This window comes from Streptomyces sp. NEAU-174, from assembly GCF_052665095.1.
The window spans coordinates 391,532-412,611 of the sequence record NZ_JBQTCE010000010.1; the positions used below are offsets into that span (position 1 = coordinate 391,532).

The window sequence follows — 21,080 nt, forward strand, 5'->3', positions numbered from 1 at the left end:
CACGAAGGAGTCCCGATGGCGACAGAGACCGCGCGGGCCGCCGGTCCGGCACGGGAGACGCGGCAGGGCAGTGTGCTGGTGGACTGGCTCACCACCACCGACCACAAGAAGATCGGGCATCTGTATCTGATCTCGTCGTTCGGCTTCTTCCTGGTCGGCGGGGTGCTGGCGCTGGTGATGCGCGCCGAGCTGGCCCGTCCGGGACTCCAGATCGTCTCGCAGGAGGAGTTCAACCAGGCGTTCACCCTGCATGGCACGATCATGCTGCTGCTCTTCGCGACCCCGGCGTTCGCGGGGTTCGCCAACGAGATCATGCCGCTCCAGATCGGGGCGCCCGATGTGGCCTTCCCACGTCTCAACATGCTGTCGTACTGGCTGTATCTGTTCGGCGGGGTGATCGTGGTGGCCGGTCTGCTGGTGCCGGGGGGCGCCGCGGACTTCGGCTGGACCGCCTACGCGCCGCTCAACAGCCCGATCCGCTCCCCCGGTATCGGCGCCGATATGTGGATCATGGGGCTGGCGCTGTCGGGGTTCGGGACGATCCTGGGCGCGGTGAACTTCCTGACCACCATCATGGCGATGCGCGCGCCGGGCATGACGATGTTCCGGATGCCGATCTTCACCTGGAACACCCTCTTCACCTCGATCATGATCCTGATGGCGTTCCCGGTGCTGGCGGCGGCGCTGCTGGCGCTGGAGGCGGACCGGCGGTTCGGGGCGGTCGTCTTCGATCCCCGGTACGGCGGGTCGCTGCTGTGGCAGCACCTCTTCTGGTTCTTCGGCCATCCCGAGGTCTACATCATCGCGCTGCCGTTCTTCGGCATCATCTCCGAGATCATCCCGGTCTTCTCGCGCAAGCCGATCTTCGGCTATGTGACGCTGATCGGCGCGACCATGGCCATCACCGGGCTGTCGATGGTCGTCTGGGCCCATCACATGTTCGCCACCGGATCGGTTCTGCTGCCCTTCTTCTCCCTGATGTCGTTTCTGATCGCGGTGCCGACCGGGGTGAAGTTCTTCAACTGGATCGGCACCATGCTGGGCGGCTCGGTGTCCCTGGAGGCGCCGATGCTGTGGGCGGTCGGGTTCCTGGTGAGCTTCCTCTTCGGGGGACTCACCGGTGTCATCCTGGCCTCACCGCCGCTGGACTTCCATGTCACGGACACCTACTTCGTCGTGGGCCACTTCCACTACGTGGTCTTCGGGACGGTCGTGTTCGCGATGTTCGCGGGGTTCTACTTCTGGTGGCCCAAGTTCACCGGGAAGCTGCTGGACGAGCGGCTGGCCAAGATCCACTTCTGGACGCTGTTCACCGGCTTCCACACCACCTTCCTGGTGCAGCACTGGCTGGGCGTGGAGGGGATGCCGCGCCGCTACGCCGACTATCTGGCGGCAGACGGCTTCACCGCGCTCAACACCGTCTCCACGACCGGCTCCTTCCTGCTGGGCATGTCGACCCTGCCGTTCCTCTACAACGTCTGGAAGACGGCGAAGTACGGGAAGAAGGTGGAGGTCGACGACCCCTGGGGGTTCGGCCGCTCCCTGGAGTGGGCGACCTCCTGTCCGCCGCCCCGGCACAACTTCACCACGCTCCCCCGGATCCGCTCCGAGTCGCCGGCCTTCGATCTGAACCATCCCGAGGTGGCGAGCCTGACGCAGGAGAGGGACCAGCAGCTCAAGCCGCGGGGCTCGGTCAGCCCAGAGCCCGGTCCAGACGATTCCTGAGCTCCCGGATGTGGTCGTTCAGCTCCACCGGCTCGCGCACCTCGAAGTCGAAGCCGCTCAAGGCGATATGGACCACCAGCGCGTCGAGGCTGTGGGCGCCGGTGTGCAGCAGACAGCTGTGCTCGTTCACGGCCTCCAGCACTCCCACCGTGGGCATGAAACGCTCGGCCGCCCGCTCGGCGGGCACCCGCAGCAGCACGGTGGCCCGCTGGGCGTAGACGGAGGTGGTGATGCCCCGGGCCACATAGGCGGCGATGTCGTCGGCGGGCGGGCGGCGCGGGGTGAAGCGGGGGCCGTGCGGCGGGGTCGGGGTGATCCGGTCGACCCGGTACGTACGCCAGTCGGCGCGTTCCACGTCCCAGGCGACCAGGTACCAGCGGCGCTGCGCGGCGACCAGCCGGTGCGGTTCGGCGGTGCGGCGGGTGACCGCACCGCCGTGATCGCGGTACTCGAAGCGCAGCTGATGGCAGTCCCGGCAGGCGGCGGCCAGATCGGTCAGCACCGCGGGGTCCACCCCGGGGCCACCGCCCCAGCCGGACAGCGGCACGGTGAACGCGGTCAGCGCGCCCACCCGGCGGCGCAGCCGGTCCGGCAGCACCTGCTCCAGCTTTGCCAGGGCCCGCACCGAGGTCTCCTCGATGCCCTCGACCCCGCCGCCGGCCGCCTGGCGCAGCCGCACCGCGACCGCCACCGCCTCCTCGTCGTCCAGCAGCAGCGGCGGCAGCTGGGCGCCCGCGCCCAGCTGATAGCCACCGCCGGTGCCCGGCGCGGAGTGCACGGGGTAGCCGAGCTCGCGCAGCCGGTCGACATCGCGGCGCACGGTGCGCGGGGTGACCCCGAGCCGGTCGGCGAGGTCCGCGCCGGACCATTCGCGGTGGGCCTGCAACAGGGAGAGCAGGCGGAGCAGTCTGGCCGAGGTCTCCAGCATGAGGCCGAGTCTGTCACCGATCGAGGACAGCCTTCGTCCTCAAGGCCGTCCTCGGTCCGCTCTCAGGATCCCGGGCTCAGGCGAGCGCCTCGATCCGCACCGCGAGGTCGTTGTCCCGGGTGTAGTACGGCCGGGCCAGCGCCTCCCCGTGCGGACCGGCCACCGTGCGCGGCGGATAGGTGAAGATCTCCTTCTTGTCCGCGACATCGTCCAGGATCCGGGCGAGCCGCGCCGGGGCCATGGTCCGGTCCGCCGGGCGCAGCCACAGGTCCCAGACGTCCGCGCCGCCGCTCCAGGTCCGCGCGAGGTCGGCGTAGGAGAGCGTGCAGGAGAAGTCCGGGCCCGCCACCTCCAGCGGTGCCGTGCGCACCGGGCCCTCGCCCCCGCGGCAGCGGGCCTCGACCACCGCGTCGGCCAGCCACTCGGACGGGTACGCGACGCGGTAGAGCCGCCCCCGCACCGCCATCGTGTCGTCCTCCAGCCGGATCTCCCCGGCCTCGGCGTGGGGCGCCCGCCGCCAGCTGCGCAGCGAGAGGTTGCCGTGCTTGGTGGCGTACGGGATGCGGACGGACAGCGGGGAGGTGCTCGGCCCGGGACGGCGGTCCACGAGCGAGCGCAGATCGTTCAGGCCCGGGGCGAGCCGCCGCGGCTCGGCGTCCCGGTAGGCCACATGGACGTCCCAGCGGCCCTCGGGCAGGGCGACGTTGCTGGGCAGGGCGGCCTGGAGCCGGCCGTCCGCGGTGGGGCCAAGCGGCAGCCGCACCTCCCCGTCGGAGGCGTCCTTCGCGCCCCGGCGGATCAGCACCAGCGCACCGCTCCAGTCGTCGTGGCCGCCCGGGGCCGGGCGGGCCCAGTCGGCGATGTGGAAGGTGAGCCCACCGGCGGAGTCCGCCACGCAGTCGGCGCGGGCGGGGGCGGCCTCGGCGGCCTCACTCATTCTGTCCTCCTCGACGTGCTGCGTTGCCTGTGCCGGTGCACTCATGCGACACGCACCTTCCGCAGGGAGTCCTTGGCGGCGAACGCGCCACCGAGCAGGGAGCCGCGGGCCCGGTGCAGGGAGCCCCGCAGTCCGCTGCGGCCGATCAGCTCGGAGAACAGCGTCTCGTAGCGCCCGGCCACCCGCGAGGGGTCGAAGCGGGCCGAGTCCTTCAGCGCGGCCTGCCCCATCTGCTGGCGCAGCTCGTCGTTGTTGATGAGGTCGAGCAGCGCGGCGGCGATGGCGTCGGTGTCGCCGGTGGGGACGAGACGGCCGTCCACACCGTTGTCGATGATCTCCGCGGGCCCGTGCGGGCAGTTGGTGGACACCACGGGAAGGCCGCAGCGCATGGCCTCCACGATGGTCATGCCGAACGACTCCAGGCTGGAGGTCACGGCGGCTATGGAGCCCTTGGCCCACTCGGGGTCGAGCGGGTTGGCCGGGCCCATCAGGAAGACGTTGTTGTAGAGGCCGAGCTTGTCGATGAGGGCGCGCAGCTTGGCGTGCTGGGCGCCGCCGCCGTAGATCCGCAGCCGCCAGTCCGGGCGGGCCTCGCTGACCTTGGCGAAGGCGCGGATCAGCAGGTCGTAGCGTTTCACCGGGGCCAGTCGGCCGGCCGCGACCACCCACTTGCCGGTGCCGTCGGCGGGGTCGAGACCGGGCTCGGGCACGCTGTTGGGGACCGCCTCGACCCGCACACCCGGCAGCCGCATCTGGCTGCGGTAGGTCCGGGCGTCGGCCTCGGTCACGGTGGTCACCGCGTCCAGCCGGGGGTAGACGGCGCGCAGGGCCCGCTTCAGCCCCTTGGGGTGGGTGCTGAGCGTCAGATGTTCCTGGCCGACCCGTACCGGACCGCGACGGGCCTCCCGGGCTATGTGGACATTGAGCCCGGGCCGGGTTCCGACAACGATATCGGCCTCGAGCGAGCGCAGATGATCCGCGATACGGCGGTCGGTGAGCGCGCTGTACTGCCTGGAGCGGCCCTCGATCGCGGGGAAGACCTTCGCCGGGCGACCGTGGTCGGGGTCGGCGCCGTCGTAGGTCGGGCTGCTCTTCCGGAGGTCCACGAGATGGCTCAGCCGCACCCGCGAACCGGGGTCGAAGACCGGCTGGTCACGGTGGCGGAAGACCGACACGATCTCCACATCGTGCTGCTCCCCCAGGGTGCGGGCGAGGTTGTACGTGGTCCGGATCGTCCCGCCGATCCCGTACGCGTTGTGAATAAGGAAAGAGATGTGCATCCGGCCCCGTATCCCACTGCTTCCCCGCAGACGAGTGTGTCGTCCGCCTACCACGATGTAAGACGGTGAAAAGTGGCACAGGGTTGGGTTTCATCACCTTCTTGTGCTCCAACAGATGTGAAATCGGTAGGGAGTCCGGGGAACTTTTCGGCCCGACGGTGCATCAGACCGCGGGGTGGCCGGGCGCGTGACCCACGCCCCGCATGGCCCGTTGTCTACGTATGAGCCGGGAACCACCCGGCCACCCACCGAGACCGAGGAGCCACCCGTGCCGCGCATGCTCGACGTCAGCGATGACGTACGCGCCGAGATCGGCGACGAAGAAGCCGACCGGCTGCTCGCCGGGGACAACGCCCCGGGCGCTTACGACTGCACGTCCTGCCGCACCCCCGGCAACACCGAGCAGGAGCGGACCAGCACCGTGCTCTTCGTGGGGCAGGAGACGGCGGTGCTGGCCTTCGCGCACGCCACCTGCGTGCCCTCCCAGGTGGTCGCGGTCTCGGAGGACCAGTTGCGCGGTGCGGTGCGGTCCATCACGGGCGAGGACGGCGCGCCACCGGCCGCCGAGGCGTCCCACGCGCCGCCCGTACCGGCCGCGTCGTATGCCTCGACGTCGTACTTCCCCGGCCCGGAGGCAGCGGCCCCGGCCCCGGCGCCCGCCCCGGTCCCGTCGCCGGTGTCGCCCGTCGCCGCGTCGCACACCCCGGCCCCGTCCGGGCAGGCGCCGGTGCCGCAGCAGGCGGTGCTCGGGGTGACCAGCGGGGTGGTGCTGGTCGGTCAGGAGGCGTGCGCGGCGCTGGTGGTGGAGCCGACCGCGCCGATCATCCGCCCCGGTTCGACCGGCCACGGCGATGAATTCCTCCAGCTCCTCAGCGAGCAGGGGTTCGCCCCGGTGGTCGATCTGGGCCGGCCGCCCGCGCCCAACCCCGGCTGGTCGGTGCTGCTGGCCATGGGACGGCTGCACGCGGTGCTGATGCCGGCGCCGGGCGGCGGCCGCCCGGTGGCCTGGTGGCAGGCGCACAGCCCGATGCCGCTCAGCGAGGGCTGGCGGAGCGCCGTCGGCCGCTCCCAGAAGGTGCTGGTCTACGCGGCGGCCGCGGGCACGATCGGCACCCAGCCGCGCGAGGACCAGCTGCGCGCGGCGCTGGACCGGGCCGCCGCGCGCGGCGCCCTGGTCGGCGCTTCGATGCCGCTCGCGGGCACATGACCGCCATGGCCGCCGCCGTCCCGGACTTCCCTCCGGGCTTCTCCCCGGACTTCCCCCCGGACCTCACCGACCCTTGGCGGGCAGCCCATTCGCCATCGATGCCGCATCCGACGGGCGGCCGGGTCGTTGGCACATACGTGCACGCATACGACCTCTCCTACCGTTCCCCCTCATACGGCTGCATTCCGGCCATGCGCCCCGCGCTGGAGGCAGCGCACGATCCCTGGCGCCACTCCGCCACGCCGATCTACGACGCGTTGTACGCGGAGTACCGCAGGCTGTTCCGGGCGCTGCCCGGCGACCGCTCGGACGAGGAGAACATGGAGTTCGTGGCATTCGCCGCCATCGGCCAGCCCCGGGGCCTCGTCAGCGGCTACGGCCGCCCGGACGGCCACAGCGGGGCCTGGCACACCGACGAGCTGTACTACCGCGGCTATGTCCCCGCGCTCCCGCCCGGCCGGGGCGAGGCGCCGGGCCACACGTACTGACGCGGTGCGGGGGCCGGGGCGGCGTGAGCCCCCCGGCGCGGCCCCCGCCATGTCCCGGGACCGCGCTGTCGCTCCTTCTTACGGCTCCTTCTTACGGCCGCGGCCGCGCTACTTCTTGCGGCCGCGCTTCTCGCGTACCCGCACCGAGACCTGTAGCGGCGTCCCCTCGAAGCCGAACTCCTCGCGCAGCCGCCGCTCGATGAAGCGGCGGTACCCCGCCTCCAGGAAGCCCGAGGCGAAGAGCACGAACCGCGGCGGCCGGGTCCCGGCCTGCGTCCCGAAGAGGATCCGCGGCTGCTTGCCGCCCCGGATCGGGTGCGGATGCGAGGCGACGATCTCGCCGAGGAAGGAGTTGAGCCGCCCGGTCGGGACACGGGTCTCCCAGCCGGCCAGCGCCGTCTCGATCGCCGGGACCAGCTTCTCCATATGGCGGCCGGTGCGGGCCGAGACATTGACCCGCGGCGCCCACTGGATCTGCCCCAGCTCCGTCTCGATCTCGCGCTCGAGGTAGTAGCGGCGCTCCTCGTCCAGGGTGTCCCACTTGTTGTACGCGATGACCAGCGCCCGCCCGGCCTCGACGGCCATCGAGATGATCCGCTGGTCCTGGACGCTGATGGACTCGCTGGCATCGATCAGCACGACCGCGACCTCCGCCTTCTCCACGGCGGCCGCGGTGCGCAGCGAGGCGTAGTAGTCGGCGCCCTCCTGGAGGTGGACCCGGCGGCGGATACCGGCGGTGTCGACGAACTTCCAGGTGACACCACCCAGTTGGATCATCTCGTCGACCGGGTCGCGGGTGGTGCCCGCCATCTCGTTGACGACCACCCGCTCCTCGCCCGCGACCTTGTTGAGCAGCGAGGACTTGCCCACGTTCGGACGGCCGATCAGGGCGATCCGGCGCGGTCCGCCGACCGTCGCCCCGAAGGTCTGGGCCGGGGCCTCGGGCAGCGCCTCCAGGACCGCGTCGAGCATGTCGCCGGTGCCGCGGCCGTGCAGCGCGGAGACCGCGTACGGCTCGCCGAGGCCGAGCGACCACAGCATCGCGGCATCGGCCTCGCCGCTGGGCCCGTCGACCTTGTTGGCGCACAGCACCACGGGCTTCCCGGCCCGGCGCAGCAGCTTGACCACGGCCTCGTCGGTGTCGGTGGCGCCCACCGTGGCGTCCACGACGAAGACCACCGCGTCGGCGGCCTCGATCGCGAACTCGGCCTGGGCGGCCACGGACGCGTCGATGCCGAGCACGTCCTGCTCCCAGCCGCCGGTGTCGACCACCTTGAAGCGGCGGCCCGACCACTCGGCCTCGTAGGTCACCCGGTCGCGGGTGACGCCGGGGCGGTCCTCCACGACCGCCTCCCGGCGGCCGAGGATCCGGTTCACCAGGGTGGACTTGCCGACGTTGGGGCGGCCGACGACGGCCAGCACCGGCAGCGGGCCATGCCCCGCCGCGGCCAGGTCGCCCTCGACCTCCGCCGGATCGAAGCCCTCTTGCGCGGCGAGCTCCATGAACTCCGCGTACTCGGCGTCGCCAAGCTCCCCGTGCTCGTCGCCGCCGCTGTGGATCTGGTCGTTCATGAAGATTTCCTCGTCGTCCCTCAGTACCGCGCGCCGCCCCTGGTGGGGGCTCGCGGGTCTATGTCTGTTCCAGGCGGCCGGTGAGCCGCCTGGCGGTGTCCAGATGCGTGGCCAGCCGCTTCTGGATGCGCTCGGTGGCCTGGTCCAGGGCCGCCCGCGTCCGCCTGCCGCTGCCGTCCCCCGCCTGGAACGGGTCGCCGAACACCACGTCGATTCTGCTGCGCAGCCGGGGCAGCGGCCTGGACCGGCCGTCGTCGCGCGGGATGGCGGTGCCGAACACCGCCACCGGCACGATCGGCGCGCCGGAGCGCACCGCGAAGTACGCGAGCCCCGAGCGCAGCGAGGCGAAGTCGCCGTCGCCCCGGGTGCCCTCGGGGAAGATCCCGAGCACCCCGCCGCGCTCCAGCACCCCCAGGGCCTGGCCGATCGCGGTGCGGTCGGCGCTGGTACGGTCCACCTTCAGCTGCCCGATACCGCGCAGGAACGGATCCAGCGGGCCGATGAACGCCTCCTTCTTGACCAGGAAGTGCACCGGCCGCGGCGAGGTGCCGATCAGCATCGGGCCGTCGATGTTGTGGGAGTGGTTCCCCGCGAGGATGACGGGCCCGGCGGACGGGATCCGCCACGCGCCCAGCACCCGCGGCCGCCACAGCCCGTGCATCAGGCCGACGCCGATCCGCCGCCCCACGGCGGCCCCGGCCGCGCTGGGAAGTGTCCCGTCGGTGGCGCTCACGCGACCGTCCGCTTCTCCTCGACGAGGGTGACCACGCACTCGATGACCTGGTCGAGGGTGAGCTCGGAGGTGTCCACCTCGACCGCGTCGTCCGCCTTGGCCAGCGGCGAGGTCTTGCGGCCGGAGTCCAGGGCGTCCCGCCTGGCCAGCGCGGCCTGGGTGGCGGCCAGGTCGGTGGCCTCCTTGCCCTTCAGCTCACCGCTGCGGCGGGCCGCCCGGACCTCCGGGGAGGCGGTCAGGAAGATCTTGAGGTCGGCGTCCGGGAGGACCGTGGTACCGATGTCCCGGCCCTCGACCACGATGCCGCGCGGCGCCTCGGCGGCGATGGTCCGCTGGAGCTCGGTGATCACGGACCGCACCTCGGGCACCGCGCTGACCGCGCTGACCCGCGAGGTGACCTCCTGGGTGCGGATCGGCCCGGAGACATCGGTGCCGTCGACGGTGATCGTCGGGTTGGCCGGGTCGGTGCCGGAGACGATGGCGGGCTTGCCGGCGGCGTCGGCCACGGCCACGGCGTCCTCGACGTCGATGCCGTTGGCCACCATCCACCAGGTGATCGCCCGGTACTGGGCGCCGGTGTCCAGGTAGCCCAGGCCCAGCTTGGCGGCGACGGCCTTCGAGGTACTGGATTTGCCCGTGCCTGCGGGGCCGTCGATCGCGACAATCACTGCTGCCGGGGCGGTCCGGGCGGCGGTTTCCACGGTGACAGACACCTTTCGTGTGCACGGGGCTGAGTTGAACGGGCCATGTGAGCCTCGGACAAGGTTACTGGCTTCCTCCGGGCGGCTTCGCACCGCTGGGGGACGGCCCCGGGGCCGGGGCCATGGGCGGTCCGCTCCGCCGCTACTGCCGGATGGACCATCCCCGCTCCCGCAGCGCCTGGGTGAGCCCCGGGGCCGCCGAGGGCTCGACCACCAGCTGGATCAGACCGGCCTGCTGCCCGGTGGCGTGCTCGATCCGGACGTCCTCGATGTTGACGCCCGCCCGGCCCGCGTCGGCGAAGATCCGGGCCAGCTCGCCCGGCTGGTCGCCGATGAGCACCGTCACGGTCTCATAGACGGCCGAGGCGGCGCCGTGCTTGCCCGGCACCCGCTCGCGCCCGGCGTTGCCCCGGCGCAGCACGTCCTCGATCCCGGCCGCGCCGCCGCCGCGCTTGGCCTCGTCGGCGGACTGGAGCGCGCGCAGCGCCCGCACCGTCTCGTCCAGGTCGGCGGCGACGGCGGCGAGCACATCGGCCACCGGGCCGGGGTTGGCGGAGAGGATGTCGATCCACATGGCGGGGTCGGAGGCCGCGATCCGGGTGACGTCGCGGATGCCCTGCCCGCACAGCCGCACCGCCGTCTCATCGGCGTCCTGGAGCCGCGCGGCGACCATGCTGGACAGCAGGTGGGGGGTGTGCGAGACGAGCGCCACCGCCCGGTCGTGGGCCTCGTCCTCCATCACCACGGGCACCGCCCGGCACAGCGCGACCAGCTCGAGCGCGAGGTTGAGCACCTCGGTGTCGGTGCCGCCGGTGGGCGTGAGCACCCAGGGCCGCCCCTCGAAGAGGTCGGCGGTGGCCGCCATCGGCCCGGAGCGCTCCCGGCCCGCCATCGGATGCGTGCCGATGTAGCGGGTCAGATCGCAGCCCAGGGCCTCCAGCTCGCGGCGCGGCCCGCCCTTGACGCTCGCGACGTCCAGGACGCCGCGGGCCAGGTCGCGGCGCAGCACATCGGCCACCGTGGCCGCCACGAACGCCGGGGGCACGGCGACGATCGCCAGGTCCACGGGCCCCTCGGGCTCGGCCCGCGTCCCGGCCCCGCGCGCCTCGGCGGTGCGCGCCTGGGCCGCGTCGTGGTCGGCGAGGTGCACCTGGACGCCACGGCCGGCCAGGGCCAGCGCGGCGGAGGTGCCGATCAGGCCGGTGCCGATGACGAGGGCGGTTCTCATTGGGCGATGTCCTTGCGGAGGGAGCCGGCGGCGCCCAGGTAGACATGGGCGACGTCGGACTTGGACAGGGGGGTCTCGATATGCGCCAGGATGCGGACGACGCGGGGCATGGCCCCTTGTATGTCCAGCTCCTGGGCGCAGATCAGCGGTACGTCGGTGATGCCCAGCTTGCGGGCGGCGGCCGCCGGGAAGTCGCTGTGCAGATCGGGGGTGGCCGTGAACCACACGCTGATCAGGTCGTCCGGGTCGAGGGCGTTCCGCTCCAGGATGGCGGTCAGGAGCGCGGAGACCTGCTCATGCATGTGCTCCGGCTCGTCCCGGTCCAGCTGGACGGCCCCGCGGACTGCTCGTACGGCCACGTCTCGCTCCCCTGTGCGCGCTGTGCCTGTCGTGCGTCGGGCGCGGCCGCGGTGTCCGGCCGCACTCCCGATCAGCGTAACGAGCGGGTCGGACAGGCTCGCGGGGCGACCGCTGGGCGAGACGCGGCGGGCGCGCGGACGACGCGGCGGCCCGCGACAGCCAGGGCCGTCTGCGGCGCCGGGGCCGTATCAGGCGCCGGGCCCGATCAGAGGTCGACCTCGCGCATGAGCATGCCGACCTCGGTGTTGGTCAGCCGGCGCAGCCAGCCGGACTTCTGGTCGCCGAGCGCGATCGGGCCGAAGGCCGTCCGCACCAGCTTGTCGACCGGGAAGCCGGCCTCGGCGAGCATCCGCCGCACGATGTGCTTGCGGCCTTCGTGCAGGCTCACCTCGACGAGGTAGTTCTTGCCGGTGTTCTGCACCACCCGGAAGTGGTCGGCGCGGGCGTAGCCGTCCTCGAGCTCGATGCCGTTCTTGAGCCGCTTGCCCAGGTCGCGCGGGAGCGGGCCCTGGATGGCGGCGAGATAGGTCTTCTTCACACCGTAGCGGGGGTGGGTGAGGCGGTGGGCCAGCTCACCGTGGTTGGTGAGCAGGATGATGCCCTCGGTCTCGGTGTCGAGGCGGCCGACGTGGAAGAGCCGGGTCTCGCGGTTGGTCACATAGTCGCCGAGGCACTGGCGGCCGTCGGGGTCCTCCATGGTGGAGACGACACCAGCGGGCTTGTTCAGCGCGAAGAAGAGGTACGACTGCGTGGCCACGGTCAGCCCGTCGACCTTGATCTCGTCCTTCTCGGGGTCGACGCGCAGCCCCTGCTCGGTCACGATCTTGCCGTTGACCTCGACCCGGGCCTGGTCGATCAGGTCCTCACAGGCGCGGCGCGAGCCCATCCCGGCGCGGGCGAGGACCTTCTGGAGCCGCTCGCCCTCCGGCTCGCCGAAGGTCTTGGGCACCTTGACCCGCGGCTTGTCGTGGCGGGCGCGGTTGCGCTCCTCTATCTGCGCCTCGTACTCGCGCGGACGGGCCGGGCCGGGCTTGCGGCCACGGCCGCCGCCACCGCCCTTGGGGCCGCCGCCGCCCTGGCCGCCCTGGGAACCCTTGGGACCACCCTGGCCGCCCTTGGGGCCGCCCTGGGAGCCCTTGGGGCCCGCCTTGGGGCCGCCGCCCACGTCGTAGCGGCGCTCTTCGGGGCGGGGGCGGCCGGCGCGCTGCTGCTGCTCGTCGCGCCTGTTCCCCGCGCCCCGGTAGTTCTTGCCGCCGCTACCGCTGCCCCTGCTGTTCCTGCCGCTGCTTCGCATCAAGTTTCCGTCTGAGAGTGGCCGCTGTCGGCTCGGTGTGCTACGTCGTCGTGCGTTCTGCGTCGTCCTGCGCGTCATCGCCGTCGATGGCGTCCGGATCGAACGACGGCACGCCCTCCTGGGACTCGCCCTCGACCGCGTCCGCCTCGGGGAGGAACGGTGCGAGCTCCGGGAGCTCGTCCAGCCCCCGCAGGCCCATCCGCTCCAGGAAGTAGTTCGTCGTCCTGTACAGGATCGCACCTGTTTCGGGTTCCGTGCCCGCCTCCTCGACCAGGCCCCGCTGGAGGAGGGTCCGCATCACGCCATCGCAGTTGACGCCGCGGACGGCCGAGACTCGGGAACGGCTGACCGGCTGACGGTACGCGACCACCGCGAGGGTTTCCAAAGCGGCCTGGGTGAGCCGGGCCTGCTGGCCGTCCAGGACGAACCCCTCGACGGCGGCGGCGTAGGCCGGGCGCGTGTAGTAGCGCCAGCCGCCCGCGACCAGCCGCAGCTCGAAGCCCCGGCCCTGGGCCGCGTACTCGTCGGCCAGCTCGCGCAGCGCGTCCGCGACGGCGCGGCGCGGCCGCTGGAGGACCTTGGCGAGGTTCTCCTCGGTGGCGGGCTCGTCGACGACCATGAGGACGGCCTCCAGGGCGGGCTTGAGGTCCAGCTCGGCGACCTCGGAGAGCCCGGCGGGTGTCCGCTGCTCGCTCAACTCGCTACCTCTTCTTTCTCCTTCTCGGGCTCCTTACGGGGCTTGGCCTCCTGGTCGAACTCGTCGGTGACCAGTGGCCGCTCACCCGCCTCGCCCGTCCAGCGGACCATGAGCGACCCGAGCGCCTCCGGCTGGTCCAGGAGGACCGCGCGCTCGCGGTAGAGCTCCAGGAGCGCCAGGAAGCGCGCGACGACCGTAAGGACGTCGGGAGCGTCCTCGGTGAGCACGGCGAAGGTCGCCTCCCCCAGCTCGCGCAGCCGCGAGACCACCACCTCGGCCTGTTCCCGGACGCTGACCAGCGGGGCGTGGATGTGGTCGACGTAGACCTGCGGTTTGGGTTTGGGCTGCATCGCCTTGACGGCCAGCTTGGCGAAGCCCTCGGGGCCGATGCTGATGACGACGTCGGGGAGCAGCTCGGCGTGGTGCGGCTCCAGGCCGACGGTACGGGGGTGACGGGCGGCCTCGGCGGTCAGCCGGTCGTTGAAGATGTCCGCGATCTGTTTGTACGCGCGGTACTGGAGCAGCCGGGCGAAGAGCAGATCGCGCGCCTCCAGCAGCGCCAGGTCCGCCTCGTCCTCGACCTCGGCGGCGGGCAGCAGCCGGGCCGCCTTGAGGTCCAGCAGGGTCGCCGCCACGACGAGGAACTCGGTGGTCTGGTCGAGGTCCCAGTCCGGCCCCATGGCGCGGATATGGGCCATGAACTCGTCGGTGACCTTGGAGAGGGCGACCTCGGTGACGTCCAGCTTGTGCTTGGAGATCAGCTGGAGGAGGAGGTCGAAGGGCCCCTCGAAGTTGTCCAGCCGCACGGTGAACCGATTGCCACCGTCCTCGGCTTGGGCCTCGGCCGGCTCACCGCCGTGCCCGCCCGCGGGGGGCGCCGCATCGAGGTCGGCCCGCGCGTGCACCGGCTCCGGCTCCGCGACGGCCTCGGGCTCCACGGGCTCCACGGGCTCTGCGAGCTCTACGGGCGCCGCGGGCGGCTCAGCGGGGGGCTCGGGCGCCTCGGGCTCCACGACGACCTCGCGCGTCTCGCGCTCCCCGGGCCCGGCCGGCGCCTCGGACGGCTCAGCAGGGGCCTCTGTCGCCGTCTGGGCGCCGTTCCGCGGCTCTTCGGCCACTTCCTCCGCCGGGGGCGCAGCGGGGCGCTGAGCGGCCTCCTGCGGAGGCGTGGGCGCGGTGGACCGGTCCGGACCCGTCGTGGCCGGCGCCGCGCCGGGGCCCCGGCCGAGGGTGCGGCGCGAGGGGCGGGGCGGCGGGGCGGGGGTGTCGTTCGTCGGCATCGCGGTCCAGGGTGCTCAGGGCCGGGCGGGGCAGCCCGTACGACCGGGCAGGCTATCGCCCGGCCCGGTCAACGGCCGCGGAGGCGGCGCACCAGGATGCTCGCGTCGCCGCGCGACTCGAGGTCGGCGAGGACGACCGCGACCGCCTCGCGGACGATCCGGCCGCGGTCGACGGCGAGCCCGTGCTCGCCGCGGAGCACCAGACGCGCGTGCTCGAGGTCCATCAGCTCCTCGGCGGAGACATAGACCGTGATCTTCTCGTCGTGGCGCTCGCGCCCGCTGGGCCTGCGGTTCGCCGCACGGGCGCGGCGGCGGGCCGGGCCGTTCTGCTCGGCCGCGGCCGAACCGCCCTGGGTCTGACGGCCCTTGGCCCGGTCCCCGGCGGCGGGGCGCCGCTCGCCGACCGCGTCCTGGGAGGCCGCCTCCCGTCCCGTGTGTTCGCCCGCGCCGGACTGCTCACCGTCCGCGCGCTGCTCCTGCCCTTCGCGCGGCTCGGCGCCCGCGTCGGGTTCGGCGGCGGGTGGGGGCACCCGTGGGCCCTCGCCGTTCGCCTGGCGGCGCCCGGCGGCGGGAGTGGAGGACTGGAGGCCCATCCCTCCCGTGGTGCGGAACAGTTCGTCGGCTCCCGGCAGACTCACTCGGCGTGACACCGGGCGAGCACCTCCCTGGCGAGCTGGCGATAGGCGGCGGCACCGACGGAGTTGGACGCGTACGTGGTGATCGGCTCGCCCGCGACCGTGGTCTCGGGGAAGCGGACCGTACGGCCGATGACCGTGTGGTAGACGTGATCGTCGAACGCCTCGACCACGCGGGCGAGGACCTCACGGCTGTGCACGGTGCGCGAGTCGTACATCGTGGCGAGGATGCCGTCCAGCTCCAGGTCGGGGTTGAGCCGCTCCTGGACCTTCTCGATCGTCTCCGTGAGCAACGCCACACCGCGCAGCGCGAAGAACTCGCACTCCAGCGGCACGATCACCTTGTGCGCGGCGGTCAGCGCGTTGACGGTGAGCAGACCGAGCGAGGGCTGGCAGTCGATGACGATGTAGTCGTAGTCGGCCATCAGCGGCTTGAGCGCGCGCTGGAGGGTCGACTCCCGGGCGACCTCGCTCACCAGCTGCACCTCGGCGGCCGACAAGTCGATATTGCTGGGCAGCAGGTCCATGTTGGGCACGGCCGTCTTCAGCAGCACCTCGTCGGCCGACATGCCCCGCTCCATGAGCAGGTTGTAGACCGTGAGGTCGAGCTCCATCGGGTTGACCCCGAGGCCGACCGACAGGGCGCCCTGCGGGTCGAAGTCGACGAGCAGGACCCGGCGGCCGTACTCGGCCAGGGCCGCGCCCAGGTTGATGGTGGAGGTGGTCTTGCCGACCCCGCCCTTCTGGTTGCACATCGCGATGATCTTCGCGGGACCGTGGTCGGTCAGCGGCCCCGGGATCGGGAAGTACGGCAGCGGACGCCCGGTGGGACCGATCCGCTCGCGGCGCTGGCGGGCAGCGTCGGGCGCGAGCGTGGCCGCGTATTCGGGGTCTGGCTCGTACTCCGCGTCCGGGTCGTAGAAGTGCCCGTCGGGGAGGTCGTCGTAGTCGGCGAAGCGGGCGGGATCCGTGCCCCCCTGGTCGCCGGCCATGGCGTTCACGTGATGGCCGTCCATGCTGTGGCTCTGGTGGGCTGTCGTCGGGCTCTGGCGGGTTGCGAAGGTACGGACAGCGACGGAGCCGACAGCCTCGAGCCCCGAGGGACCCTGGCCCCGCGCAGCCGGTCCTGGTTGACCACCCCCGGGAGAAAATGTCGACTCATTCACAAGTCGTCCTACCTCCTTGGTGACCAGGAAATTTCTCTATAGGTCAGCGTGACACCATGCCGACGGTTGGCGACTCTATGGCGTGTCACCGGTCCGCAGCAACACAATCCACCGGACACGGCACGATGTGTCGGCAATCGAACACCCCGATGTCAAGGGCGTGTGAACGGTGCCAAGGAGATTTCACCGCCGCATAAAGCGTCTGAATAGTTGCATTTAGGGCGAGTTGATCGAGCGGTGGTCCGCGCGCGATCCGGGGCACAGCGGACACGCCTTCGGCCGGGTCTCGTCCTTCGACAAGACCCGGCCGGATGCCCGGTGTTGACATGTGGTTGACGGTCCGGGTTGACCGTCCGGCAACCGGGGTTGACGGGCCCCGGCGGCCGGGTCCGGGGAACCCGGGCGCCATTCAGCCGATGAGCGAGCCCAGTTCGACGACGGGCAGGTCATGGGCCTCGGCGACCGGGCCGTAGACGACCTGACCCTCATGGGTGTTGAGCCCCTTGGCCAGCGCGGCGTCCCGGCGCAGCGCGTCCCGCCAGCCGCGGTTGGCCAGCTCCACGATGTACGGGAGCGTGGCGTTGGTGAGCGCGTGGGTGGAGGTGTTCGGCACCGCGCCGGGCATGTTGGCCACGCAGTAGAAGACCGAGTTGTGGACCTCGAAGGTCGGCTCGGCGTGGGTGGTGGGACGGGAGTCCTCGAAGCAGCCGCCCTGGTCGATCGCGATGTCGACAAGGACACTTCCCGGCTTCATCCGGGACACCAGCTCGTTGGTGACCAGCTTGGGCGCCTTGGCGCCCGGGATGAGCACCGCGCCGATGACCAGGTCGGCCTCGAGGACGGCCTTCTCCAGCTCATAGGCGTTGGAGGCGATGGTCTGCACCCGGTTGCCGAAGATCCGGTCGGCCTCGCGCAGCTTGTTGATGTCCTTGTCGAGCAGGGTGACGTGGAAGCCCATGCCGATGGCGATCTGGGCGGCGTTCCACCCGGAGACCCCGCCGCCGATGACCACGGCCCGCCCGGCGGCCACGCCCGGCACCCCGCCGGGCAGCACACCGCGGCCGCCGGCCGAGCGCATCAGGTGGTACGCGCCGACCTGCGGCGCGATCCGGCCCGCGACCTCGGACATCGGCGCGAGCAGCGGCAGGGCGCGGTTCGCGGTCTCGACGGTCTCGTAGGCGATGGCCGTGGTGCCGGACTCCAGCAGCGCGTCGGTGCAGGCCCGGGAGGCGGCCAGGTGCAGATAGGTGAAGAGCGTCTGGCCCTTGCGCAGCCGGTGGTATTCCTCCGCGATGGGCTCCTTGACCTTCAGCAGCAGGTCGGCGGTGGCCCAGACCTCGTCGGCGGTGCCGAGGATGCGCGCACCGGCGGCGGTGTACTCCTCGTCCGTGATGGACGAGCCGAGGCCCGCACTCCGCTCGATGACGACCTCATGGCCGCCTCGGACCAGCTCGTGCACACCGGCGGGGGTGATGGCCACACGGAACTCGTTGTTCTTGACCTCGCGGGGGATACCGACCTTCACGTCGATCACGGTCCTTGAATGGGGGGAAAGGAACATATCGCCATAGCCGGTCATGGACCGATACACCATCGACCATAGACAGGCAAACCGGCGCATGCGTCCGCATGCCGGAGACGACCGCAACAATCGCGGTGCAGCCAGTCTAATGAAGGACGTCGCGCTGTCTAGCCTTGCAATGCATCAATCTTTTGGAAGACCACTACTGATTTCGTAGGTCGGCAGGGTTTCAGCCCCCACTCTGAGGTGACGGACCCGTGTCTTCCGCCTCGCCCGCCTCGATCCTCCGGGCGGTGCGCCGCAGCGACCGCGCCACCGCGGGGTCCCCGCCGAGCCGGTCCATCGCGTCCGCCGCATGGCCCGCCAGCTCGGCGTGCAGCCCGGCGTCACCGCAGGTCCGGGCGGCCGCGGCGGTCTCCGCCCAGGTGCGCAGCGCCTCCCTCGGCCGCCCCGAGCGCTCCTGGGCGCCCGCGGTGCCGCTGAGCGCCCGGGCGTACCCCGCCTGGTCGCCCGCCCGGCGGCAGGCGGCCGCGGCGGCACGCCAGTCGCGCAGCGCCTCGCCCCACCGCCCGGCGTAGCCGTGGACGGTGCCGAGCCGTGCGTACAGCCGGGCCGCGGCGGGGGTGTCGCGGCGGCTGAGCCGCAGTTCCAGGGCGCGTCCGAACCAGTCGGCCGCCCGGTGCCAGTCCTCCAGCGCCTGATAGGTGGCGCCGATCGACTCCAGCGCACGCCCGGTCGTATACGGATCACCCGAGGCGCGGGCGGCCTCCAGGGCGCTCTTGTAGCGGGTGAGCGCCTTGTCCACCCGGCCCGCCCCGCCGTCCAGATCGCCGAGGTTGAGCAGCGCGGCGGCCCGCTCCGCCGGCAGATCACGCCGCCGGGCCACGTCCAGCACCAGCTGATGGAGCCCGTACAGCTCCACCGCGGCGCCCTCGAAGCCCCGGTGGGCGGTCAGGGCATGGGTCAGCGCGGCCACCAACCGCCGTGCCAGGGTGTCGAGTTGGCCGGTCTCCACGGCCATCCGGGCGGCCTCGATCAGCGTGGGCAGCCGCTCCTCCAGCCAGCCGGACGCCTCCGCCGACGACGAAAACCGCAGCGGCTTCGGCATCCCGGCCAGTTTTTTCCGGCCCGGCGAACCGGCGGGCTCGGCGGCCAGCCGGCACGCGTGCAGCTGCCGTACGGCACGCTCCAGCATCCGCGCCCGCGCCAGCTCCACCTCGGCCGGGCGCTCCTCGGCCGCCAGCCGCTCCCGCAGCAGCGGATCGAGACAGCCCGGCACCAGGTAGCGGCCGGTGCCGCGCGGGCGCAGCATCCCGTACGCGGCGAAGCCCTCCAGCGCCGCCTCGCCGTCCGCCACCGAGCAGCCGGCCAGCGCGGAGGCGATCTGGGCGTCGACCAATCCGCCGGGCGCCATCACCAGCAGCCGCAGCATCCGGGCGGCGGCGGACGGCAGCGCGGCGTAGGCCAGCCGGAAGGCGCGGGTCAGCGGACGGGCGCCGTGGTCGAGGTCGCCCTCGTCCGGCGGCAGTTCGCACAGCCGGGCCAGGGCGTCGGCCACCGACGCCTGGGGGCGGGCGGCGAGCCAGCCGCCGACCAGGACGAGCGCCGCGGGCTGGCCCGCGCACTCCTCGACCAGGGACTGCGCGGCCACCGGATCGCAGGTGATCCGGGTGGGACCGGTGTACTGCGCCAGCAGCCCGACCGCCGCGCTCACATCCAGCCCGCCCACCGTGCACGGCCGCACATCCGGCACCCCGGTCAGCGGGCCGCGCGAGACGGCGACCACCAGGCAGTCGGGCTCGTCGGGCAGCAGCGCGTCCACCTGCTCGGCCCCGGCCACGTCGTCGAGCAGCAGCAGCACCCGCTTGCCGTCGAGGGCCGCGCGCAGCGCCTCGCTCAGATCGTCCTCGTCGGCGCCCGGCGGGGCGCTCACGCCGAGCCGTCCGAGCAGCTCACGGGCGGTGCGCTCGGTGGGCACGGGGTCGCCGGCGGAGGTGGTCAGCCGGGCGCTCAGCACCCCGTCGGGGTAGTCGTCGGCGAGCCGCCGGGCGAGCTCCTCGGCCAGCGCCGTACGGCCCCAGCCGGGGCGGCCCGCGATCAGCAGCACCCGGCTGCGGGCGGCCTTACGGCCGGCGAGGGTGTCCAGGCCCGCGCGCTCGATATCGGCCCGCAGGGAGAGCAGCTCCCGCCGCCGCCCGGCGAACCCCCGCCCCACGGAGGCGGCAGCCGCGAACAGCACGGATCGGGTGGCCCCGCTCCACACCCCGCCGTCCTGGGCGTCCGTGGTGGAGCGCCGCTGCCGCGGCGGGGTGTCGGAGGATGAGGTCTCGTCCTTGGGCGGACGGCCGGGAGCCGATTCCCGACGGCCGGGAGCGGCTTCCGGCGGACGGCCGGGGGCGGACGAGGCGGCTGAAGCGGACGCGGCGGGCGGCGGCTGCCGCTTCCCTGGGGCCGCCGGCTCCCCATCGGTGTCGACCGCCTGCTCCGCCACGGGCCCACTCCCGTCCACCTGCGCGTACGAGCCCCTTCGGCTCACTATGAGCGTAGTTCACTCCGCGTCAGGTACCCGGTACTCGCGGCCCACAGCACGGACCGAAAATCACTCCATCGGATCTTCACCGAGGCCGAGCGGGGCCCATGCGCCCCCTCAGTGGGTGGGCCCACGCGCCCCCATCAGTGGCTCAGGCGTCGAAGGGCCTGGCCGGCCAGGAGGCGTCGGCGGGCCGGAGGGCGTCGATGCCGTCGCCGGAGAGCGCCGCCCGCAGGGCCAGCGCGCCCGTCGCGAGGCAGTTGTTGTGCAGCTCGCCCGCGAGGGCGCCGCGCACCAGCTCCTCCAGGGACACCCGGGCGAGCTCCATGTCGGCCTCCTCCTCGGAGACCTCGAACCGCTCGCCCTCGGCCACGGAGATCTCCCGGGCCAGGAAGATCCGTACGGCCTCGTCACAGCCGCCGGGCGAGGTGTAGAGGTCGATGAGGACCCGCCAGTCCTCGGCCTTGACGTGCGCCTCCTCGTACAGCTCCCGCTGGGCGGCGTGCAGCGGGTTCTCACCGGGGACGTCCAGGAGACCGGCCGGGATCTCCCACAGCCGCTGGCGGACCGGGTGCCGGTACTGCCGCAGCACCAGCACGCGCTCGTCCCGGTCCAGGGCGAGGACGGCGACGGAGCCGGGGTGGACCTGGTAGTCGCGCTTGACCCGACTCCCGTCGGGCATCTCCACCTCGTCCGTGCGCACGCTCGTCTTGTTGCCGGTGAACGGCGTGGTGGTGGCGGTGACCGGCCATTCCTCGGGAGTGTCCTGGATGGGCATGCTTGCCTCAGCGTCCTTT

19 protein-coding genes are annotated in these 21,080 nt (G+C 72.5%); 3 read left to right on the top strand and 16 right to left on the bottom strand.

Annotated features, from left to right (window positions below; all coding sequences use genetic code 11):
• The first annotated feature begins 15 nt into the window (after nucleotides 1-15).
• Complete coding sequence (gene ctaD, locus ACT2CW_RS28830) at nucleotides 16-1,725, top strand: aa3-type cytochrome oxidase subunit I (protein ID WP_445518723.1); 1,710 nt, start codon at nucleotides 16-18, stop codon at nucleotides 1,723-1,725.
• Here the strand turns inward: ctaD and ACT2CW_RS28835 are convergent.
• The 3 genes from ACT2CW_RS28835 to ACT2CW_RS28845 form a co-directional block, all read right to left on the bottom strand.
• Complete coding sequence (locus ACT2CW_RS28835) at nucleotides 1,694-2,653, bottom strand: helix-turn-helix transcriptional regulator (protein WP_445518724.1); 960 nt, start codon at nucleotides 2,651-2,653, stop codon at nucleotides 1,694-1,696. The two genes, ctaD and ACT2CW_RS28835, sit on opposite strands and share 32 nt — an antisense overlap.
• 76 nt (nucleotides 2,654-2,729) lie before the next feature.
• Entirely contained in the window at nucleotides 2,730-3,590 is an 861-nt protein-coding gene (locus ACT2CW_RS28840) for a hypothetical protein (RefSeq protein WP_445518725.1), read from the bottom strand.
• A 41-nt stretch (nucleotides 3,591-3,631) separates the two neighbouring features.
• Nucleotides 3,632-4,870, bottom strand: a complete 1,239-nt coding sequence (locus ACT2CW_RS28845) for a glycosyltransferase family 4 protein (protein ID WP_445518726.1) — start codon at nucleotides 4,868-4,870, stop codon at nucleotides 3,632-3,634.
• Between the two features lie 277 nt (nucleotides 4,871-5,147).
• Here ACT2CW_RS28845 and ACT2CW_RS28850 point away from each other — a divergent pair, with 277 nt between their 5' ends.
• A complete protein-coding gene (locus ACT2CW_RS28850; protein ID WP_414083107.1) occupies nucleotides 5,148-6,077 on the top strand; it encodes a hypothetical protein in 930 nt (309 codons plus the stop codon).
• 191 nt (nucleotides 6,078-6,268) lie between these two features.
• Nucleotides 6,269-6,565 carry a hypothetical protein gene (locus tag ACT2CW_RS28855; RefSeq protein ID WP_445518727.1) on the top strand — a complete coding sequence of 99 codons (297 nt, stop codon included), beginning with the start codon at nucleotides 6,269-6,271 and terminating at the stop codon, nucleotides 6,563-6,565.
• 108 nt (nucleotides 6,566-6,673) lie between these two features.
• Here ACT2CW_RS28855 and der read toward each other — a convergent pair whose 3' ends face one another.
• The 13 genes from der to ACT2CW_RS28920 form a co-directional block, all read right to left on the bottom strand.
• The gene (gene der / locus ACT2CW_RS28860; protein WP_037949846.1) at nucleotides 6,674-8,137 is read right to left on the bottom strand and encodes a ribosome biogenesis GTPase Der; all 1,464 of its coding nucleotides are present in this window, start codon (nucleotides 8,135-8,137) and stop codon (nucleotides 6,674-6,676) included.
• Between the two features lie 58 nt (nucleotides 8,138-8,195).
• Entirely contained in the window at nucleotides 8,196-8,870 is a 675-nt protein-coding gene (locus ACT2CW_RS28865; RefSeq protein WP_311767059.1) for a lysophospholipid acyltransferase family protein, read from the bottom strand.
• Nucleotides 8,867-9,571, bottom strand: coding sequence for a (d)CMP kinase (cmk, locus tag ACT2CW_RS28870; protein ID WP_311767058.1), 705 nt, complete (start codon nucleotides 9,569-9,571; stop codon nucleotides 8,867-8,869). The genes ACT2CW_RS28865 and cmk overlap by 4 nt, the downstream gene beginning before the upstream one ends.
• A 142-nt stretch (nucleotides 9,572-9,713) precedes the next feature.
• Nucleotides 9,714-10,799 (bottom strand): prephenate dehydrogenase, encoded by a 1,086-nt coding sequence (locus tag ACT2CW_RS28875; protein WP_164436066.1) that lies wholly within the window; start codon nucleotides 10,797-10,799, stop codon nucleotides 9,714-9,716.
• A complete protein-coding gene (gene aroH, locus ACT2CW_RS28880) occupies nucleotides 10,796-11,158 on the bottom strand; it encodes a chorismate mutase (protein ID WP_138911312.1) in 363 nt (120 codons plus the stop codon). The genes ACT2CW_RS28875 and aroH overlap by 4 nt, the downstream gene beginning before the upstream one ends.
• Before the next feature lie 206 nt (nucleotides 11,159-11,364).
• Entirely contained in the window at nucleotides 11,365-12,453 is a 1,089-nt protein-coding gene (locus tag ACT2CW_RS28885; RefSeq protein WP_164436064.1) for a pseudouridine synthase, read from the bottom strand.
• A gap of 40 nt (nucleotides 12,454-12,493) precedes the next feature.
• Complete coding sequence (gene scpB / locus ACT2CW_RS28890; RefSeq protein WP_445518728.1) at nucleotides 12,494-13,150, bottom strand: SMC-Scp complex subunit ScpB; 657 nt, start codon at nucleotides 13,148-13,150, stop codon at nucleotides 12,494-12,496.
• Nucleotides 13,147-14,430 carry a segregation/condensation protein A gene (locus ACT2CW_RS28895; RefSeq protein ID WP_445518729.1) on the bottom strand — a complete coding sequence of 428 codons (1,284 nt, stop codon included), beginning with the start codon at nucleotides 14,428-14,430 and terminating at the stop codon, nucleotides 13,147-13,149. The genes scpB and ACT2CW_RS28895 overlap by 4 nt, the downstream gene beginning before the upstream one ends.
• A 68-nt stretch (nucleotides 14,431-14,498) precedes the next feature.
• The gene (locus ACT2CW_RS28900; protein ID WP_445518730.1) at nucleotides 14,499-15,080 is read right to left on the bottom strand and encodes a hypothetical protein; all 582 of its coding nucleotides are present in this window, start codon (nucleotides 15,078-15,080) and stop codon (nucleotides 14,499-14,501) included.
• A complete protein-coding gene (locus ACT2CW_RS28905) occupies nucleotides 15,065-16,081 on the bottom strand; it encodes a ParA family protein (protein ID WP_020872375.1) in 1,017 nt (338 codons plus the stop codon). Before ACT2CW_RS28905 ends, ACT2CW_RS28900 begins: the two co-directional genes overlap by 16 nt.
• 559 nt (nucleotides 16,082-16,640) lie before the next feature.
• On the bottom strand, nucleotides 16,641-17,756 hold the full coding sequence (gene ald, locus ACT2CW_RS28910; protein WP_211834959.1) for an alanine dehydrogenase: 1,116 nt from the start codon (nucleotides 17,754-17,756) through the stop codon (nucleotides 16,641-16,643).
• 226 nt (nucleotides 17,757-17,982) lie between these two features.
• Nucleotides 17,983-20,244 carry a tetratricopeptide repeat protein gene (locus tag ACT2CW_RS28915; protein WP_445518731.1) on the bottom strand — a complete coding sequence of 754 codons (2,262 nt, stop codon included), beginning with the start codon at nucleotides 20,242-20,244 and terminating at the stop codon, nucleotides 17,983-17,985.
• Nucleotides 20,245-20,434: 190 nt separating this feature from the next.
• Nucleotides 20,435-21,061 (bottom strand): NUDIX domain-containing protein, encoded by a 627-nt coding sequence (locus ACT2CW_RS28920; protein WP_164436058.1) that lies wholly within the window; start codon nucleotides 21,059-21,061, stop codon nucleotides 20,435-20,437.
• Nucleotides 21,062-21,080 lie beyond the last annotated feature (19 nt).

Bases quoted from the DNA above. Each gene is read 5' to 3' on its own strand.
- ctaD (WP_445518723.1), top strand. From the start codon at position 16: ATGGCGACAGAGACCGCGCGGGCCGCCGGTCCGGCACGGGAGACGCGG.
- ACT2CW_RS28835 (WP_445518724.1), bottom strand. From the start codon at position 2,653: ATGCTGGAGACCTCGGCCAGACTGCTCCGCCTGCTCTCCCTGTTGCAG.
- ACT2CW_RS28840 (WP_445518725.1), bottom strand. From the start codon at position 3,590: ATGAGTGAGGCCGCCGAGGCCGCCCCCGCCCGCGCCGACTGCGTGGCG.
- ACT2CW_RS28845 (WP_445518726.1), bottom strand. From the start codon at position 4,870: ATGCACATCTCTTTCCTTATTCACAACGCGTACGGGATCGGCGGGACG.
- ACT2CW_RS28850 (WP_414083107.1), top strand. From the start codon at position 5,148: ATGCTCGACGTCAGCGATGACGTACGCGCCGAGATCGGCGACGAAGAA.
- ACT2CW_RS28855 (WP_445518727.1), top strand. From the start codon at position 6,269: ATGCGCCCCGCGCTGGAGGCAGCGCACGATCCCTGGCGCCACTCCGCC.
- der (WP_037949846.1), bottom strand. From the start codon at position 8,137: ATGAACGACCAGATCCACAGCGGCGGCGACGAGCACGGGGAGCTTGGC.
- ACT2CW_RS28875 (WP_164436066.1), bottom strand. From the start codon at position 10,799: ATGAGAACCGCCCTCGTCATCGGCACCGGCCTGATCGGCACCTCCGCC.
- ACT2CW_RS28885 (WP_164436064.1), bottom strand. From the start codon at position 12,453: ATGCGAAGCAGCGGCAGGAACAGCAGGGGCAGCGGTAGCGGCGGCAAG.
- ACT2CW_RS28895 (WP_445518729.1), bottom strand. From the start codon at position 14,430: ATGCCGACGAACGACACCCCCGCCCCGCCGCCCCGCCCCTCGCGCCGC.
- ACT2CW_RS28905 (WP_020872375.1), bottom strand. From the start codon at position 16,081: ATGGACGGCCATCACGTGAACGCCATGGCCGGCGACCAGGGGGGCACG.
- ACT2CW_RS28920 (WP_164436058.1), bottom strand. From the start codon at position 21,061: ATGCCCATCCAGGACACTCCCGAGGAATGGCCGGTCACCGCCACCACC.